The sequence below is a fragment of the bacterium genome (assembly GCA_023145965.1).
In the GTDB taxonomy this organism is placed as follows: Bacteria; UBP14; UBA6098; order UBA6098; family UBA6098; genus UBA6098.
Map to the genome: position 1 here is coordinate 1 of JAGLDC010000102.1, position 16,707 is coordinate 16,707.

The window sequence follows — 16,707 nt, forward strand, 5'->3', positions numbered from 1 at the left end:
AAAGGTTATGTCAACTAAACACAATCTAATAGACCCATTTAATGCAACGCTACCGATTATTCTTAATAAGTGGTTTTTATTGGTATGAATCAAAACTAATTTGTCTTAGAAGAGTCGATAGGGCATTTTAAGCAAGATGCAAGTAATATAAATAAAGCGCTGAGATTTATTCTCAGCGCTTTTATTATTATACGGGGTCGACGGGATTTGAACCCGCGCTCTTCGGCTTGACAGGCCGATGTGTTAAACCAAGCTACACCACGACCCCTAATAAACTTATCAATATGGTGGGCGAAACAGGATTTGAACCTGCGACCTCCTGCGTGTAAGGCAGGCGCTCTAGACCAGCTGAGCTATTCGCCCTTTAATCATGCAGGCCCGGCCCAATTATTATTATTTCTCTTTATTGGATCTCTCAGGTTCCGCAGGGGCGAAATTCGGTTTAACCAAAATCCCAGCAGGAAGAAAGATGCAATAACCGAGAACGAGCAATATGGGTGCAATAGTTATATCACCGGTTGAAAGAATAACAAATCCAAGAAGGATTAAGACAAGGGCTATTGCAAGTAATGCAAAATTCCTCGCCGAAAACGGAAGCTTACGTTGCTCACCACTTTTTGTATTTAATCTTTTAACACCCATTTTTCAAGGCTCCATTATAAACTTGCAGTCGATTGAAAGCAAGCATTTTTTTTACTTATTTCACCAGAAGCAACGTTTTGCTCGAAGTGATTCTTCCAGAAGATACTCTCGCAAGATATATGCCGGAAGAAACCTCATTGCCAGCAAAATCGCGCCCATCCCAACGACGCGTATAGAATCCTCCTGATAAATATTCCTCTGAGGAAAGCTTTTTAACAAGGCGGCCAGTCAAGTCGAGTATCTCAACAGTCGTTCTTCCCTCGGTTGGAAGGCTAAATTCTATATTCGCTACAGCATTAAATGGATTTGGATGAACACCCATTTTGATGCAGTCAGGTTTCCAGATAATTGGATTCTCGCTAATACCCGTGGTATCGAAATCGACAATAATTATATCATCAATATACCAACCACGTGCGGTGCCGGCGCCATCGGCACCGATTTCAAATCTGACAATTACGGTATCCATGGCATAATCTGATAAATCAAATATTTCCTGGTGCCAGGTATCACCGTAACCGGTGCCACCAAAACAAGGTTGGCCACCCATGAAAGTATTATGAGTAGAAACTGAGCCGTCGTATCCATTTAAAATTGCAGGAGCAACAGTCCAGGTAGTGTCATAGTAATTTGTTATTTTTACATTTGCACCATCCCAGAAATATCCTGCATATTCTCCCGCTATCTTATACCAGTGGTGAAGTTGCATATGAGGGTTGTTAGCCACGAGGAAAACAACAAAATCGAGAGTCCAGCTAACGTTGTTCATGTAGTTGCCGTGAAGATTAGTGCCCCAGCAGAATGTGTCTGAATGAGCGGAATATGGGGGGGAGGCAAGAGTATCAGGAATGCCCCATTGCCAACCATCTTCTGGGGTAGGAATTCCACCTGCTGAATTAGTATCGAAATTCGTGGACATAAGAATAGGGGGCATCAGAAAATCGACATCGATTGTCTCGTTTCTTGAAATAGTAAACGGCCCAAACTCCTGCTCAGCGAAACTGTCTCTCGTGCATGTGAGGTTCCATGTTCCAGCCTTAACTGAATCGATAAAATAATAACCCGTCGAGTCAGAATAGTCATGCAAACCAAGTTCCGTCACCTCTATTTTTGCTCCAGAATCATTGGTTCTGTAATCGAGATTAACATGGCCTTTAACGACACCGAATGACTCTTGTAGCCCAACATCGTCGATATACCATCCGGCGCCCTCAGTCATACCATCAGCACCAAAGTGGAATCTAAGCCATACTTCGCCGTATGATGTCCATGAGCTTAAGTCGATAGATTGATATTCCCATCCATCCGAAGAGCCGGAGAACGCAGGTAAACCGGCGAGGACACTGCCTGCTCCCAATGCTGGACAAGGGTATCCGTCTTCCGGTTCGATTACGCTCCAAGTTAAACCATCGTTGGTGGAAATTTCGACAACTCCGCCATCATCACCCGAGTCTGTTTCGAACCACTGCCACCAGTCAAAAACTGGTTGCCCAACGCCAGCAATGCTCATTCTTGGAGGAAGGAGTATGCTATTGGAGTAAGAGGAATAAAATGCCTCTTTTTTTGTAGCCCAGCAATAAGGGAAAGAATGCACTGTGGTTGGTCCAACAGAAAGTGGTCTTCCAAGTTCCCAATCATTGACCTCTCCTTCGGTTTCAAAATCCGAAGAAGTGTAGCAATCATTGAAATATGGAGGGCCAACGACCAGATCGGCTCGGAATAGGATGGAGAGAGAGCTGTGCAAAACTGTGCTATCGTCGGAATGCACTCCATAAAGAAGCCCGATAGTGCCTGAGTTATTCTCGATGCCTATATAACCGGTTCTGTATGTAGATACCATATCATCGACATCGCGGTAGTTGATCGTCACCGAACGACGGTCAAAATCCAAAACAACCTGATAAGAGTATATGGTGCCTGAAGCTGAATATTCCTCAACACCATCCCAGGTGACTACAAAGCGACCATCTGTGTGAGTGCCGGAATAAATCCTACCCGAACCGGTTCTCATATCCATATAAGTGCAGGCGATAACGTTTTGTGGTGTGGAAGTGCTGGGAATGGATGATGTTGAAAGCGAAGAGGTTGACCAGCTACCAAGCGCGCACCAACCATTGGTGCAAACAGTTATCTGCGTGAACGTGTTACCGTAAAATTCGAATGGTGTTGGAAGTGTGATAACTGAATGGGCATCATCTCCCGTGGGTCCCGGTGAAGACGAGCCGGAAATATCTATCCAGTTATAGGTTGGACCGCCGAGTTCGTCCGAGTCTATCCATCGGTATCCGAAAGAATCCGGACCGCCTGTAGATGCTAATAAAATGCCGCACGAAAAAACGATGGTCGCAAAACAAATTGCCTTAAGCTTCATATTTTCTTCCCCTTAAAGAATATTATTTTGTATTCAGCTACATCGATTTAAGATATAACGAATCTTGTATATTAACAATAACTTTTTTAAAAACTATTATTTACTTCTAAATCTTATTTAAATCAGTGAGTATTAGTTTGAATTCTATTTTACCTTCATTATCCATAACTGACACATCATATTTTAATGCTTTCGAAATACTTCCCACCACTCTTATATTGAAATTCTCCGTTTTTTTTAAGTAACCATCCTCGATGATTTTTAAGGACCATTTAGGACCATTGTAAGGTTTGTCAGTTGCCTGACCGTTTGCCTTTTCCTTAATCGAATAATCCGTTTTATCTTTTTTTAAGATTTCATTTCTTTGATTCTCCGTCTGTTTTGTAATCGATTCTTCCTTTAATAAACCAGCTTCCTCCACTGTAATAATATAACCAGCAAAAATTAGCGAATCTTCAGGGGATAAGACGAATTCCTCAGGTGGCGGTGGAGGTCTGACTATAGTTTCCCAATCGAAAAGAGATAGCGTGTAAAGGAATTGCGTGTAGTTTGTCGCCTCTACAAGAGTTTGTGGTGGCTCGATAAGATAAAGCGAAATAAGGCTATCTACCATGCAGGGGGTTTCTTCTTTAATTTTGGAAATGCTCGGCATAGCCGAAAAAATGACCGCATCGACCTCGAGTTTTCTCCCGAGAGCGATTGCACCACCGATTCTGTCAGATCTCATCGAAGCGCATAATCTTATTTTCTGGACATCGATGAAGTTGGTATCGACAAGCTTGCTGATACTGTCTTCATCTATGATGATAACGCCGTGGGATGCCAGTGAATCGCGAATTTCTAAAAGCCCGATATCTGTATCCTTCATTCTGTCTAGAATTGCGACGGAGTATATTCTGAAATTGTCTTTACAACCTGTCAGTAGAAGGATAGAGAAAATAACTAGCGATGCGGCCATTTTCTTCATTTAACTACCTTATTCTATTAAAGTCATCTTTCTAGTTTGAGTTTCGTTTTCGCTACTAAGTTTATACAAGTAAACACCACTTGAGGCCTTATCGCCCGAGTCGGTTCTTCCATCCCATACTATTGAATGGCTCCCGGCCTTTATATTACCCGAAATAAGTCTCTTGATAAGTTTGCCATCGATACTGTATATATCCAATTCGACACTGGAATCTTTGGGTAAATCGAAGCCTATAGTAGTAGAGGCATTGAATGGATTGGGTTTAGCTGTATTGAGATCGAGATTCTTTGGTATAGGAACTATTATAATGGAATAGACCCCTTTCGAAAGATATAACTCTTCGCCGTTGTCGAGCCTTTTTGAAAAATTACTACTTTCAATGAGGATAGAGTTCTCTCCGCTTGTGCGGATTAAGCCTGATTCCGTGAGCTCGATTTCCCAGCGACCATTTTCGACTATCACTCTCAAACATTCTTGCCCATTATGGCGCAAGAATGCCTTTGGGGATTCACTGAATGGAGCAGATGGCGGAATGTAACCAATTTTCTCTGTCCCTATGCCAATTCTAAGTTCGTTTCCGAATGCCGATATGATTTGCTCATCGGTAGCGGGCGGTGTGATTCTTCCGCGCGCTCCATTGTTCAGTGTCATATTACATTCAGCACTCACGAGAATCCAATATCCCGCCCCGGGCGTGAAACCGTCAGCAGGAACATAAACTGACCCATCATATCCGTAGAAATTACCTGAAAGATATGCATTGGGGATAAATGTAGCTGAGGAGAATGGAACAATGGTGTCCGCCATTACGCTGCCGACCATATTCCAACCTGGATCAAGTAGATGTGTCCATGAGTTTATCGGAGGGCCGGTATGTGTAAATCCAATCAAGGATGTATAAAGCACCCAATAGCCGATACCTGGTATTACAGAATCGGCAATCGCATAGGCAGCTATATCGGTATCGTAAAAATATACATCTGAAGAATGCCCCGGAAATACCGCTGAGACGGTGTTATTATCCAATTCGACAGGCAAGGAAACAAGGTTCCAACCTGGCCTCATGTTATAAACAATATCTACGTTCTCAGGCCCGAAAATCTCGAAATAATCGTCGAGAAGTCGCTGGATAAAATCATATTTGCTATTGGGCGCCGTAGTATCATAAATCGCTGAAAGCGGGATTGACGAGAAGATTGTTTTAGATGAACTCGTGGTTTTTCCAGTGATTGACGGCCCTGTGAATGGGCCAAAGCTCAGATCGGCTAATGGACTTGGGCCGAATAAGCCGTCGGGAGCAAGGTCGAAAGTCCCAAAAGGCGATGTAATAAGCATACCCATACCATCAAAGGGTCCTCCAGCATTGCCAAGAACTATGCCCACATCCTCTTGAGTTATAGTGCAAACATCTTGTTGAACTGAATCTAGACCGAAGGTTCGAGCCGGGAAAGAACCTGCGGAAATACCGGATTCATATCTGTCCCATAAATAATCCTGAGAAAAGAGGGCGAAATTACCACCGGCAGATAAGTAGGTCTCAATATTATCCTCGTCGGAGTCCATAAGAGTAGTGCTGTCTGAATATAAAATACCAGTGAACCAAATCACGACATCGTAATCAAACATATCTGCGGCATCAGGGCCTTCGACTCTTGAACCATTTAAATCGATAGCATCAAATTCTATGTCGAGGCTGTCGAATGCGTCGATATAAGCCCAGCTTTCATCGATGCCACCGCCCCAACTGCTTCCATCATCATCAACAAGGAGGACTTTGGCCGAATCGGTATTGGATTTTGGATAAGCGAGAGCATAATCCGAGCGATCAGATATACCATGTGATTGGTGCGTTTTAATATAATAAGCGTTCCAGATATCATTTGTGGCCGAAGTATGAGTCCAGTCGATACTATCTCCTAGCACAGTGGCTATCAACGCAAAACTGCTTGTGTCCATAAGATCGGTAGTGTGATATATGTCGTAAAACTCCACCGCGATACCCTCCATCGGGCGCATTCTCGGTGAGGTCGCGGCAGGAATCCTGGAGCAATCCTTCGAGACAAACTTGATTTCAGGGGGTTCTGGTGTGCGTCCGTCGGGTGATGGTCTGCTGGTATAATCGAAATACTTAGCATAAACTTCAAGAAGGAAGTCTGCGAGGTCGGCATCCCAGTTCGAGATGTCAGCGCTGTATATCTTGCTGCGTGTAGGTGATTCAAGAGGCGTGGTTTCATCGAAAATTAAACTAGGATGCGAAGTTAAGTGTTTAACTCCGATATGAATCTGATCTCCCGGTAAGAGTTGAAGAGGAATACCGAGGCTTTCGAGGTTAACATATGTCCATTGAAGCCCGGCTGTTGGACTATATGGAACTGGAGTTATTACCCTTGGAGTAATAAGATCGTTTGTGAAATCTGGGAAACCAGCTCCATCGTCACCCCAGATATGGAATTCAATATTGTCGTAAACTCCAGTCGAATCATAGAAACATAGCCTCGCAGTCGTGAGTGTGCAAGGCGCCCATAGGTCGAAACGGGTGCATTCGACAGAGTTAACAGATAGATTGGGTCTAAAATAAAACAGGGAGTCGGGGTATTCCCAGTATGTGTGCCATTCGGCTGTTCCCGGGCTTCCCATAGGTGCCCACCAGTGAAGTGGAACTTCTCCATTGTGGAAACTCTCCGCAGTTAAAAGTCTCGGTGGATTGACCGGTAGATTATATGGTATAAGGTTAAAATCCTTCCTATCGTTAGTATTCAGCGAGACTAATGCCGATTGGGATTCATACCAATTGCGATTTGCCGAGACAATATATGTTCCGGGTTCAAGATCGTCGATTTGATAATATCCAGTTGCGTCTGTTGTGTCGGCTAAATCTAATCCCTCGATTTTAACTATACTGCCCGATATATCTGATGGGGGAGGACTTCCGCCAGTTCCACCGGATAGATTTATATAACCACTTAATGAGTATCTCTCCGTTGAATCGACATATTCGATCTGCGCACCTATAACAAAACGGGCGCTATCCGGAATAAACCAACCGAAGCCGAGATTCATCCAGTCATGGTTGTCAGAAGGTATCTGTTGGCTAAGAACGAATGATGTTGAATCATATATCTCGAAACTTACAACGAAATCGCTATTGACATATATGTCATAAGCATCGACATCGATCACGACCAGAGTGGTTCCAACTGCTGTGTGGGGGATAGAGGGAAGAAGTTCACCCTCGATCCTATCGCCTGTCCAGTGGTGTATTCCGGGGATAAACTGACCAGCGCCTATGTTTAATGCATAATAAAGAAGTGATTTTATCTTAGCTGGTCTATCTAGCTCCAGTCTTTCGGCAAATTTTGCGCCGGGTGAAATCGGCCAATATGTGAGTGGTGAAAGAGTATCATCGAGATCGGCATTAATTATAATATTTGAATCTGTAGTATCGCCGCCGCCAGAGTTTGGGGTGGCACTCACCTGATTAGTTGGACCGGATTCACCGCTGGCATACTGTGCTGTTACTGTATAATAATAGGTGTTATCATCAGTAACAGTCAAATCGTCATAGGTTTGTGCCCCAGGTGTAGCGATTGGCCAAGTCCATGGGCCACCGGGAACACTGCTTCTATAGACATTGTAATTCATAGGGGCTTCAGTTGGGCGCAAGCGAGGCGCTTCAGCTACAATCGAAGTGCTTAGTTCTATTGGTTCACGAGTTTCAGTTATGGATGAAAGAGGAGTCGATTTACTGAAAACAAGCGGTTCACCATCAGAATTAACTGGTGTGAGTTCGATATAACGAGCACCAGTTTTAATAACAGCTCGAAGCATAAAGACACCTGTTCCGTCTGCTAAACCCCAGAATCCAGTGGATGCTAAACCCCAACATCTACTAGTTTCACCTGGAGTTCCTGTATCGATAAGCAGAGAAGGTTCAACCGCAGTATGTTCAATTCCAACGAAGAAATCGCCGGCTGGAAGACCAATGTTTTCTGTAGCGACGCTGAGTTCCGTCCAGGATGGAGCCGCTTCAGGAGTGACAACACGAGAAGTCCCAATTTCTGCCGATGTATCTGGAACATCGCCTCCGCTTTCAGGATAGATATGCACACCCATATTAGGATAAGTCGTCGAAGAATAGGCCATGAATTTAATACTAACAAGACTGCATGCTGCGGGATAAGTGAATTTCAAGCCTTCGATATCTCCTGCAGTGAGTCCAACATAGGTTTCCCCAGAACCATCATCATAGGATATTTCCTCCTCACCACCACCACCGATAGGTGCATCCCATTCAAGAGGAACATGCCCGGAAAGATCGCTAGTTGCACGAAGATTCCGAGGTGGATTAAGTGCAGCAGTTATTGTGTCGAAGGCCGCAGAATATTCAAAGTTCCAATCTTCGCCGCTTGTAGAAAGCATCCCAACGACCAGATATATCTCGCCGAATTCGGAATATACAGATTCAGGAACCGTGTAATAACCATATCCGTAAGTATCTAATGAAAGGTCTAGGACCGAATATGTAGTCGAAAGAGGAAAAACCAGTTGGGCGGACCATATACCACCGTTTTCGCCATCGAAGCTAATGGAAAACGGACCGCTAGCGCCGGAAGGAACGGTGAGTTTGAAATAGTTCGAGGCGAGGTTATCTGGTGGATGCGAGCTTGAGCCGCCGATAACAGGATAATCGGAGGTATAAATCACATCTTCGATGTGGATTTCAGGGAAATCGTCGCCTTCTGGATAATCGCCGGCAATATATCTAGAACCGGTGAAAAGATTCCACACAAAGAACTCGCTAATACAATCATTGCGTGAACTGCCTTCATCCGAAGCTACGCCTTGAATGGCCGCTAGCACGCCTACCCATTTACACTGTTCCCATATATCGAGTATAGTGTTAGACCCGAATTCCGCAGTGAGATATGTCGCAAAGTGATAGCTACCATACTCGTGTGCTCCATTATAGGTTTGTATAGTTACATCCGGATTGTCAAAGAACTCGCTGAGAAAGGCATGCTCCTCATCATAGCCCGGATACATATTGTCCTCGATCCAAACCGAGGATATCTCCATCCACCAAGGGCTTTCGCTGGCATCGTAACCCATCTGAAAAGAATGGAAAAGTTCGTGCACTGCAGTCTGTTGCATAAGCTGAACGGGATTATAGCTGTAAGAACTGTAGCTGTTGCGCATATTTATGAAGCTGGTTGCGTCATTTTGAGGTGTGCTGGGAACATTGGTTTCAGGTTCGCAATAGCCTAGAATCCCTGAAGATAAGTTCCTAATGTAAATGTCATATTTACTGTTTCCTCCAGCAGAACCATCGGAAGGTGGTGTGTCAAAGCCGCGCGTAGTAGCAAGATGCGCCCAAGCGTTCTCGAAGGCTGTGCCCATTTGGGTGACGAAAGAGGAGGTCGTGGCATCAGAACCGGAAGTCGTATAATGAAAATAGAAATGAGTTGTGCTATAAGTTTGTGAAAGGCCCCACGGTCTAGACATCGCCGGACGGAAGCGCGATCTCTCTGATTCTGCAAGGGATTGTATCATGTTATATGCCTCGACCAACGGAATAGTTCCCGACCTTCCGCCGTAGGTTCCAGCATATGATGGATCGAGAGATTCAGGCGATTTGACTGAAGAGATCAGATTCTCGATGTATTCATAAGTTGAAATAAGACCGTTTTGATAATCATCTTTGATAGCCTGATAGGCCGTTTTTTCATAATTACCCGCAAAAGCGGTAATTACTATCATAGTAAAGAATAAAAGTGCAAATACGACTTTTCTCATTTTACCTCCATAAAGGTTAAATTAATATTTTATAATAACTTTTCAAAAGGATCGAATAACTTTTTATACTCGTTCATGGCAAACCGGTCGGTCATTCCGGCAATATAGTCGGCAACGACAATCCGAGTATCTTCGTTATCCAGTTTCTCCCTGCTTCCCTCTGGAAGTTGATTGGGTTCTTCAATATACACTTTAAATAGCGCCTCTATAACCATGCGTGCTTTCATGCTCATGCGAAGAACCTTATAATGGCGATATAGTTTATTCAATAAATACGTGTTAAGAAGTTCGTTTTGTAGAATAATCTCCTCACTGTGGACGGCTAATTTCTCTTCGAGTTCACGGACATCCTTCGGAGAACCGGGGGCGAATTCCGAAATTCGCTTATCCGTCTCGATGACAGCATCTGTCACTTCCAAATCAATAAGCTTTCTGATTACTTGTTTCCTGAGCATTTCAGGATGAATCGATTTATATTGAGCGCGGATTTCATCGCTAAGCTTTTTCCAAAGTGGTAATTCCTCTTCGAGTTGTGAGGGAAGAAGCAAACCGGAATATATTCCGTCATCGAGGTCGTGACACATGAAGGCTATTTCGTCAGATATGCAGACTATCTGAGCCTCTAGGGTAGGCCATTGCTGAGGAAATTCTGTGTTATCCTCAGCAAAGTCATATCGTGTTACATGTTTCTGAATGCCCTCTCGTGTTTCATAGGTTAAATTCAAGCCGTCAAAATCGGGGTATCTTTGTTCTAATTTATCTACTACTCTGAGGCTTTGTTTGTTGTGTTCGAAGCCACCCACATCTGATAAAAGCTCATCTAGAACCTCCTCGCCAGTGTGTCCGAAAGGTGTGTGTCCGAGATCGTGAGCGAGTGAGATGGATTCACAAAGGTCGGCATTTGCACCCAGAGCTGAAGCAATAGCGCGAGCTATAGTATCAGTTTCAATAGTGTGTGTTAAGCGTGTTCTATAGAGGTCACCTTCATGGTTTAAAAAAACCTGCGTTTTATATGTTAACCTTCGAAAAGAACTGGAGTGTATAATACGTTCGCGATCCCTCTCATAAGGAGGGCGAAATAGATGTTCCGCTTCAGGATGTATTCTACCCTTTGAGTCGGAGTTCTTTGCGGCAAATGCCCCTAAGTCTTTTTTTTCTCTTTTTAAATGCTCACTTAAACTTATCAAAACTACCTCTCATAAATTATTCCAAGTTGAGTGCTTCCACCAAGCTCTGGGTGCCCGATATAGGCCCAATTAAATTCAATATCTCTAACTTTAATACCTAAACCTAGATGAAAATTGGTTGGTTTAAAAGCAACACCGCACCTTAACTTGAGTGTTTTGAAAATGAAAACCTCTTGGCCAAATCGAAGACTCACCGAATTTTGGGATTGTGAATATATGTCGAAAGCTAACCTCGCCCAATCCGTAGGTTTAAAGACCACACCCATAGTGCCGCGGACAGGTATCTCGTTGCCATCCAATTTGGAGAAAGTGATATTATCGCCCCAAAGACTTATATCGACCGCTTGATTTGCAGGTATCTTGATACCGGCTCCAATTATCGGTGTTAATGCGCTCCAGTCGCCGCTTTTAACTGATAGTATCGATAATTTTATTCCAGTATTACATTTATAAACAGGGCGCGCAAAAGCCACTCCAAGATTGCTTTCTGAATAAAGGTTCGAGGAACCGAAGTATTGCCCTCCCAAGGCAATGTTCCCCCAACGGAAATCTTTTCCGAGAGCTGCATTGATAGATGAAAGTTCATCTAAGCCCCATTCCCTGTTGGCGTAAACTGATGATGACCACCCTTCGGTGAAAATGTTTGCTGGATTCCCCCAAAAGGCAGTAACTCCCTGGCAGCTGACCGAGCTTGCAATTCCGCAACTTGCAGGCCAATCGATATGGCCATCATTAGCGCAAAAAGCAGCTCTAAATGGGATTATGGCAAGCAATAGGGATAAAAACATCCCTATACCAGTCTTCCGAACGAGGCGTAATATCAAGGCAAATCGATTCATACCTATCAATATAAACCGAATGTAAGAGCATTCAAGAGCTTTTTATTATATATTAAATAGATCATAGAACCAGTTTCCTGAATTATTTGAGAATGGCCATGTTGTGAGCTTTTTGGCCGGTTGTTCTTTTTGATGTTGGAATTTTAGTCTAATTCTATCTCTATAAAATGAGCTTAGAGTGAACAGCACAATCTAGATTTAAAAAGAATATAATTCTTAATGTCAAGATAAAGAAATATGTAAAGCGAATAATAACAGGAGGATAAACGATGTATATAAAATCTATAAAAAGTAATATAATATCATATACATGAGAAGCAGTAAAATTATTAACGCGAAAATAAGTTGAATAATCCCTTATTTGTTATATAATCCTCGGAAATGAAAAACAAGTTCGACATAGAAAATTATGATTATTACCTCCCAAAAGAGCTTATAGCGCAGGAAGCTGCTGAACCGAGAGACTCAGCACGATTACTTCATTTAATGAAAACAGGTGAGTTTGAAGATAAAATATTTAGAGATATTACGGGGTTACTTCGATCCGATGACTTACTTGTAGTGAATAATACAAAGGTATTCCCGGCTAGGTTGCTTGGAAATAAAGTTACTGGGGGACGAGCAGAAATATTTTTATTGGATTGTCTGGGTAATAATAGATGGACAGCATTGGTCAAACCAGCTAGAAGGCTTAAGATCGGCACAGTGGTTAAAATCTCCGAAGAACTTACCGCCGAAATTATCGAGGTCAATTCGGATGCGTCGCGAGTAGTAAAACTTCACTACGATGGAGATATTTGGAAGGCCTTAGAAAGATTCGGTCACACTCCATTACCACTTTATATCGAGCGATCCGACCGTATCGATGACGCTGAGAGATATCAAACTGTGTATGCTAATGAAATCGGTGCGGTCGCTGCACCGACCGCCGGCCTTCATTTTAATAACGACATAATAGAAAATATTATAAGCCGTGGTGTCGAGCTTGCAAAAGTGACTTTGCATGTTGGGTGGGGCACTTTCAGCTCGATAGAAGCTAAAGATATCCGTGCTCACACGATGCATTCAGAATTCTATGAAATCTCTTCAAATACCGCAGATATGCTGAATACAGCAAGAACCGAAGGGCGTAGAATTGTTGCTGTGGGCACAACGACAGTTCGTGCGCTTGAGTCGGCGGCCGTTTACGGTTTTCCTTTAAAACCTATTTCGGAGAAAACCCAGTTGTTTATATTTCCGGGATTCAAGTTTAAGGTTGTTTCTGCTATAGTAACCAATTTTCATATCCCTAAAAGCTCGCTTTTAGTTATGATAAGCGCCTTCACTGGTAGAGATGTAATAATGGATGCCTATAAACATGCAATAGCCCAAAAATACCGCTTTTACAGTTATGGCGATGCTATGTTCATCGAATAATTAAAAAAGGCCGGTTTTACCGGCCTTTTTTAAAAACATCAGAGTTTTCCAGCTAAGGTAGATCGCTGCTTGCCCAAAGTGCAAGTTTGATTTGTTGTTCACCATTTACGCTATAGGTTTGTGGAACGACAAAAGCCAGATATAAATTCTCAGAGTTGACTCCATCGACGCAATAAGATAAGTTTTCACCGCCACCACCGAAGGTTGTGCCATCGGCCCAAATAACACTCGTCGAAAGAGCGTCGTTTGTTCCAAAGGATGTGAATGCCGGTGGTGTTGCCGAATCTGTAAAATTGGCGAAAATAACAGTCGTATCGAAAGAGGTGTGATCACTAAGTAGCCAATAGTTTGGAAGCGAATCGGCTTCGAGACCGAGTTTCAATGGGCAGTTGCCGGTGTTGGTAATGGTAATTACATCTCCGGAGGACATCTCGACAGTATCTAGCGAACCGAGGTCGTCGGGGACGTCCCACGTTCCACCGGTAACCTGAAGCCCAATCTCTGAAGGCACTACAGCATATTGCCAATCGGTCGAAACAGATCCGGCACCATCGTCAAAGTCCCATTTATATTTCAAAGAATCGATGTGTTCGCATCTGAGGGTTTTGCTATATTCGAACAAAGAGCCATCTGAATAGCTGTGGTCGTCTGATCCGATTGTATAAGCCGTGCGTGCACCATCATCGATAGTGAGTTGGCGGGAAGTAGGCAGATTACCATCCGCATCGGTGTATGTGCAGGAAAGGTCTATCCAGGTGGTATCTCTTAAATAATCGACAAGGTGGCTGGGAGTAAGAGTTGGGGGAGAGTTCGAGCCGATATTATAAGAATGGGTTTGGCAAATTACACCACTACTTTTCGTTATATCAGTAATAACATAACCGAAATTTTCTTCGGAATAAGGTGGTACGATACTGATTATCCAGAGTCCTATAGTAGCACAACCTGTTCCTATAGCATGAGATTCGTTAGGCCAGGTTCCCCACCCATTTGAAGTGAGTGCACTTATGGGTAATCTGACAGAAAAATCCGCATCGCCATCTGGATTGGAAGGCGAGAATGTAACACTGCTAATACGCTCGAAATTATTAAGATAATCATCGTCGCCATCTTCCGCCCAGAATTTGTAAAGCCCATCAGTGATATCAATTATGCCCAATAAATCCAGGTTTGCTATTACGATACCAAAAAACACACTATCTCTAATTGGGGATTCGTTGTTCAGGAGAGGAATAATCATTGCATGATAATATGTAGTTCCAAAAAAGCCTCCTTCACGGTGACTGTCTGCCCATCCACTACCGATGTTCACTCGGAAGAAAAATTCATCATTATCATAACTTGCGCGAAAATTTTGAATATCGAGTGAAGAATATGAATAGCCATCTACATCGAGTTGGTCTCCAGAAGCATCGCCGATCTGAGCTGCCTTGTTATCATCTAAAGGGAATGATGTTGGAATATTGTCTGGGCATTCGGTTGTAAGTGTGGATTCGGTTTCGCACTTAAAGTAATATTCTACTGCGCCGCTGGCGGCATTGGTTCTGCTCGATTCCCATGTATCGATATAATGTGTGCTTCCGATATTGGTCATGGAGATAGGAGCGAGCCAGCTTGTTCCTGCGTTGGTCGAGATGTGTGTTTCAGCCGAAGTTACTGGGAAGATAGTAGTCGATTCACCGTTAAGTGTATCGATAAAATCGACATTGAAATGAGTCAATCCGCTGGCAACTGCAGCGGAATTACATGGATATTGGAATTCACGAGGAAAAGCTAGGCTGATACCAATTTCTAGTTGGGCGAAAACGCTCAACGCAAGGCCGAGCAACACAATTAATATGGACATTTTTTTCATTATACCCCCAGTTAAAAACAACGATAATATCTATTAAAATATAGAAAATAAAAAGTAAAAGGTCAAGTTAATTGGCAATGTGTTTTTATTTATTTCAATAATAAAGCCCTGTATATATATGGACTAATGATAAAGCAAATTAACCCTAATCCTACTCCATAGGCGACATCGACGGCGTAATGAAATCGCCCATAAACTGTTGCCATATAAAGAAGACCAACAAATAACCCTATAAGTGGGGCGAGTTTAGGAAAATCTTCAACCGCAGAAGCTAAAACAACAGTAGCTATGCCGCAATGGCTGGATGGAAAGGCCGCACCTGCTATATCGGCAGCTCGAAAAAGCCATTCAAAAAATGGCGCGAAAATGAACCCAGGTCTTTCCATAGAAATAGCCTCGATAATTTGAATTCGCGGTCCCTGAACAGGCAAAATTATAAACAAAGAGAAGAATATCGAGTAGAGAAAGATCAATTGAAAAAAACGAAATTCGGATTTTTCTTGGTTATTTTTGAACCACCAGATCAAAGGCACCAATGGAATTAAGATGAAATAAGAGAAATATCCAATGTGCATTAACTCCGAAAAGAAGGCACCGGAACAATTTTTTGCAAAATCGATAAAGGGTTGGCATTTAAAGAGAATCTGGTCCCAATGGGCGAACCAGAGGTCAAGTGGCTTAGCAATAATAACTTGATCTAATTCATGGGTTTCTCGATACATCGTTCCAAAGAGAAAAAGTGGATAGAAAATCCTCAAGAATAAGAAAAATTTTCCATTTTTGGAGTCGAGGTATTTTAAAATAATAGGAAGAATGAGGATAACTAACAAATGATGAAGACCGAATAACCACCATTTGTCCAACCTACCTATAGCACCTGCAATTAAAATAAAAAAACCTATAACAACATAGTAAGTGTATATTAGCTTATCGGCTGGCCTAAAATGCGATAGAATCGGAAATTCGAGTTTGTTATCCATAAATGCAATATACTATATTAAAACCTACAAGCTACAAGAATTCATATTCAAAAAAGCATTGCGATTTAACTGGAATAAGTTATCTTCTGAATCTATATTTGAGAGCAAAATAATATGAATTCGAGAAACGCTAAATACTATATTTTATCGGCAGTTCTTTTTGTTGTAGCCATATTGTTTGGTGTTACGGCTGACTGGGAACCGCTTTTCGATAATATTATCCCATTTATTTTCTTCGCTATTCTTTTTTCTTTCGGTTCTTTCCTGAGAATAGATATCGGAGGGAATAATATAATGGCATTAAACGACGCAATAGGTTTCGCCGCGTTGTTATCATTCGGCCCCGCCTTCGCTTCGGCTGTCTTTCTGGTGGGAATGGTTGTTCACATCATTTATTCTGGCGATGCAATTTTTAGGCGAATGGTTTTTCTCACAATCGGAATTATTGATTTTTTTGTAGCGTCACTTTTATACTATGATCTTCTCGGTGGTCTCCCAGGATTGGCCAATGGTAATATCGATATACTTTTTGCGTTTCTAGCTGGATTCACAATGTGGATGGTCGATAGGGTTTGCGCTTATGCTGTTCTTTCGGCTGCAGGTATTAAAAAGATTCGTGGACTTTTCAAACAACTGAAACCTTATTTTCTCAGCCTT

10 protein-coding genes and 2 tRNA genes are annotated in these 16,707 nt (G+C 42.6%); 2 read left to right on the forward strand and 10 right to left on the reverse strand.

Annotated elements, in window-relative coordinates:
• Positions 1 to 192: 192 nt before the first annotated feature.
• From KAH81_09115 to KAH81_09150, 8 genes are all read right to left on the reverse strand, one after another.
• Positions 193 to 268: transfer RNA gene (locus KAH81_09115), tRNA-Asp, on the reverse strand.
• 17 nt (positions 269 to 285) lie between these two features.
• Positions 286 to 363 (reverse strand) — tRNA-Val (locus KAH81_09120).
• Between the two features lie 30 nt (positions 364 to 393).
• Positions 394 to 642: a hypothetical protein gene (locus tag KAH81_09125; protein ID MCK5833812.1), complete on the reverse strand. Its 249-nt coding sequence runs from the start codon at positions 640 to 642 to the stop codon at positions 394 to 396.
• A 55-nt stretch (positions 643 to 697) separates the two neighbouring features.
• Positions 698 to 3,013, reverse strand: a complete 2,316-nt coding sequence (locus tag KAH81_09130) for a T9SS type A sorting domain-containing protein (protein ID MCK5833813.1) — start codon at positions 3,011 to 3,013, stop codon at positions 698 to 700.
• A gap of 106 nt (positions 3,014 to 3,119) precedes the next feature.
• Positions 3,120 to 3,980 carry a hypothetical protein gene (locus KAH81_09135; protein ID MCK5833814.1) on the reverse strand — a complete coding sequence of 287 codons (861 nt, stop codon included), beginning with the start codon at positions 3,978 to 3,980 and terminating at the stop codon, positions 3,120 to 3,122.
• Positions 3,981 to 3,989: 9 nt separating this feature from the next.
• Positions 3,990 to 9,773 (reverse strand): T9SS type A sorting domain-containing protein, encoded by a 5,784-nt coding sequence (locus KAH81_09140; GenBank protein ID MCK5833815.1) that lies wholly within the window; start codon positions 9,771 to 9,773, stop codon positions 3,990 to 3,992.
• A gap of 29 nt (positions 9,774 to 9,802) precedes the next feature.
• On the reverse strand, positions 9,803 to 10,960 hold the full coding sequence (locus tag KAH81_09145) for a deoxyguanosinetriphosphate triphosphohydrolase (GenBank protein ID MCK5833816.1): 1,158 nt from the start codon (positions 10,958 to 10,960) through the stop codon (positions 9,803 to 9,805).
• A 2-nt stretch (positions 10,961 to 10,962) separates the two neighbouring features.
• Positions 10,963 to 11,748: a hypothetical protein gene (locus KAH81_09150; protein ID MCK5833817.1), complete on the reverse strand. Its 786-nt coding sequence runs from the start codon at positions 11,746 to 11,748 to the stop codon at positions 10,963 to 10,965.
• A 432-nt stretch (positions 11,749 to 12,180) separates the two neighbouring features.
• On the opposite strand from KAH81_09150, the gene queA reads away from it, so the two are divergent.
• Positions 12,181 to 13,215 carry a tRNA preQ1(34) S-adenosylmethionine ribosyltransferase-isomerase QueA gene (gene queA / locus KAH81_09155; GenBank protein ID MCK5833818.1) on the forward strand — a complete coding sequence of 345 codons (1,035 nt, stop codon included), beginning with the start codon at positions 12,181 to 12,183 and terminating at the stop codon, positions 13,213 to 13,215.
• Between the two features lie 52 nt (positions 13,216 to 13,267).
• Here queA and KAH81_09160 read toward each other — a convergent pair whose 3' ends face one another.
• Both KAH81_09160 and KAH81_09165 read right to left on the reverse strand, forming a co-directional pair.
• Entirely contained in the window at positions 13,268 to 15,070 is a 1,803-nt protein-coding gene (locus tag KAH81_09160) for a hypothetical protein (protein ID MCK5833819.1), read from the reverse strand.
• 89 nt (positions 15,071 to 15,159) lie between these two features.
• Entirely contained in the window at positions 15,160 to 16,050 is an 891-nt protein-coding gene (locus KAH81_09165) for a phosphatase PAP2 family protein (GenBank protein ID MCK5833820.1), read from the reverse strand.
• Positions 16,051 to 16,164: 114 nt separating this feature from the next.
• On the opposite strand from KAH81_09165, the gene KAH81_09170 reads away from it, so the two are divergent.
• On the forward strand, positions 16,165 to 16,707 hold a 543-nt coding region (locus tag KAH81_09170), incomplete at its 3' end, for a hypothetical protein (protein MCK5833821.1).